Annotated in this window: 4 protein-coding genes; all 4 read right to left on the reverse strand. The window is 60.9% G+C overall.

Translation table 11 applies throughout. The features are described 5' to 3' along the window. Positions 1-1,125: methyltransferase (locus AC1DLB_RS26280; protein ID WP_477785937.1), on the reverse strand; the 1,125-nt coding region annotated here is incomplete at its 3' end. Continuing rightward, positions 1,106-1,795, reverse strand: coding sequence for an ABC transporter permease (locus AC1DLB_RS26285; protein ID WP_007897471.1), 690 nt, complete (start codon positions 1,793-1,795; stop codon positions 1,106-1,108). The genes AC1DLB_RS26280 and AC1DLB_RS26285, both read right to left, overlap by 20 nt. Next, entirely contained in the window at positions 1,792-2,487 is a 696-nt protein-coding gene (locus AC1DLB_RS26290; RefSeq protein ID WP_019651467.1) for an ABC transporter permease, read from the reverse strand. The genes AC1DLB_RS26285 and AC1DLB_RS26290 overlap by 4 nt, the downstream gene beginning before the upstream one ends. Before the next feature lie 78 nt (positions 2,488-2,565). Continuing rightward, the coding region (locus AC1DLB_RS26295) for a transporter substrate-binding domain-containing protein (protein WP_477785938.1) at positions 2,566-3,055 on the reverse strand (490 nt) is incomplete at its 5' end.

A 3,055-nucleotide genomic window follows, 5' to 3' on the forward strand; every position in this document is an offset into this window, starting at 1 on the left:
ATCGAGTACCAGCCACAGCTCCAGAGGCCGTCGGAAAAGGCCTCGCAGCAGCTCCAGGTTGCGCACTTCGGCCAGTCGCTGCCAACCGGCGGCTTCCAGTTCGGTCCAATCTGGCGTGCCGACTGTGGATAAGTCTTTGAGTGCGGCCAGATCGCGGCAGTAATCGGAGAAGGGTTTGTCCAGCCAGGCGCTGGGCAGGGAAGGGGTGGGCAGGTATTCGTCGACACCGCGAAGTTGCCGTTGCAGCAGGTCGAACCCCAGGCGCCGGGCCATGGAGGTGTCGCGCTGGCGTCGGACGCGAGCGCCGGCGGTGACGGTTTCGCTCATCGGCAGCGCAAGATCATCGAGGGAAAGGTGTAGGTCGGAGCGCTCGGCCGCACAGGAAAGTGGCCGATAGGTGTTCAGACTGATCCGGTTGTAACAGCACGGTGCGATAGCCAGTTGTTTGCACCCGGCGGCACTGGCGAGCTGGATCAGCCGCACATGCAGATCCCCGCAGGCGTGCAGCGCTACGGGCGTGTGATCGGCATTCAATAAAGAGGCTGCGCCAGGCGCGAGTACATCCTGTTCGACATGCAGCGCATGCATTTGATGGCGCTGGCTGAGTGCCTCGCCGCTGGCGACCAACGCCGGGTCGTATTCCAGGCAGGTCAGTTGTTGACCGGTTTGCAGCAGGCGTCGCCCCAAATGGCCCTTGCCCGAACACCAGTCCAGCCAATGCGTCGGTGCACGGGCAAACTGCAAGCAGCCGGCGAACGCTTCAATCTGCTGCCACTTGCGCCCCGGCACATCCACATTCAACCGATGGCCCGCCGCTTCGAGTGCACGAGCTGGCAATTCGCCCACCGCACTCAGCTCAAGAGACATCGCCGCCAATGAAGCAAACGGCTCCGGTGCATCGAGCCAGCCAGGCTGGTTATGACTGTTTTCCGCATCTTCCAGCGACCGCCCGCGTAGCCACAACGCCAGTTCCGGGTAGGACGCTTCCCAGGGTAGTTGCAGATGGGTAAACGGTCGGGGCTTCCACAGCGCCTGATGCTCGATCAGAAAAGCATCCAGCGCAGCGAAGCGGGCGAGCAGGGTCTCGCCCGTCAGCACGCAGGCATCAACGCCCTTGGCAGGCATCGACGCGCAACCAGCGCTCCAGCAGCTTGAAGCCGCGCACCAGCACGTAAGCCATCAGCAGATAGAACATGCCCGCGGCGAAGAAGATCTCCACCGGCAGGTAGGTGCGAGCAATGATGGTGCGGGCCATGCCGGTCAGTTCCAGCAGGGTCACGGTACTGGCCAGGGCACTGGCCTTGAGCATCAGGATCACTTCGTTGCTGTACGCCGGCAGGCCGATACGCGCAGCACGTGGCAGCATGATGTAGAACAACGCCTTGGCCCGGGACATGCCCAGCGCCCGCGCCGCTTCGATCTCGCCCGGTGGAATCGCCTGGATCGCGCCACGCAGGATCTCGGCGATGTAGGCCGCGGTGTGCAAGGTCATGGTCGCGGTGGCGCACCAGAACGGATCGCGCAGGTACGGCCACATCGAGCTGTTACGCACCGCATCGAACTGCGCCAGGCCGTAGTAGACCAGGAACAGCTGAACCAGCAACGGCGTGCCACGGAAAAAGAAGATGTAGCCGTAGGGGAATGCCCGCACATACCAGAGTCGCGATGAGCGAGCGATGCCCAGCGGAATTGCCAGCAGCAACCCGGCAATCACGGCGATGGCCACCAGTTCCAGGGTCAGCGTCGCGCCCTGAGCCAGTTTTGGCAGCCACTTGATGATGACTTCCCAATTCATTGGGTGCTCCTCGCGAAGCCGCGAGCGGCACGTCGTTCCATAAAGTGCATGCCGGTCATGGCCAGAATGGTCAGGCTCAGGTACATGAAGGCAGCCACCATATAGAAGGTGAACGGTTGCTTGGATACGGTCACGCCGATTTGCGCGTGACGCATGATTTCTTCAAGGCCGATGACCGATACCAGCGCAGTGTCTTTCATCAGAATCATGAACAGATTGCCCAGGCCCGGCAGGGCGATGCGCCACATCTGCGGCATGATCAACTTGGTGAAGATGCGGAATTTCGACAGGCCCAGGGCCACACCGGCTTCACGGTGACCTTTGGGAATCGCCAGAATCGCCCCGCGAAACACTTCCGTGGCATAGGCGCCGAAACACAGCCCCAGCGCAATCACGCCGGCGGCAAAGGCGTTGAGTTCGAGCTCGGGGTTGCCGAAGAACTCACCCAGCGCACGCATCAGGTTGACTGTGCCGAAGTAGATCAACAGCACCCAGAGCAATTCGGGGATGCCGCGAACCAGCGTTGAATAAGTGCCGCCAAGCCATTGCAACGGCTTGTACGGGGAAGTCTTGGCCAAGGCGCCGAGCAGACCGAGCACCAGCCCCAGGCACAAGGCCGAGAGTGCCAGTTTCACAGTCATCAGTGCGCCAGCGGCGAGCGCCGGGCCGAATCCGTAGAGGTCGATAATCATGGATTTCTTTTCAAATCGCGGCAGGCAATGCCAAGGACTGGCGCCGTCAGCGAACGGCGCCGGTCGGGCAGGTCAGAATCAATAGATGCTGAACGGGAAGTACTTGTCGTTGATCTTCTTGTAGGTGCCGTCAGCAACGATTTCTTTCAGCGCAGCGTTCAGCTTCTCGCGGATCGGGTCGTTCTTGCGAACGGCGATACCGATCTTGTCGCTTTCTTCAACCGGGTCACCCTTGAATTCGTAAGGACGGCCGGCGTCGCTTTTCAGCCATTCATAGTTGACGTACTTGTCGGCCAGGATGCCGTCCAGACGACCGGAAGTCAGGTCCAGGTAAGCGTTTTCCTGGGTGTCGTAGAGTTTGACTTCGACGCCTTCCATGTTGTCTTCCAGCCAGGTGCCGGCCAGGGTCGCGCGTTGGGCCCCGATCACCTTGCCTTGCAGCGAAGCCTTGTCGGTCTTGAAGTCGACGTCTTTTTTGGCAATGAACTGCAGTTTGTTGGAGTAGTACGGTGCGGTGAAGTCCACCGCTTGCTTGCGCTCATCGGTGATCGACATCGAGGAGATCAGG

The organism is Pseudomonas sp. 05N434 (genome assembly GCF_056396965.1).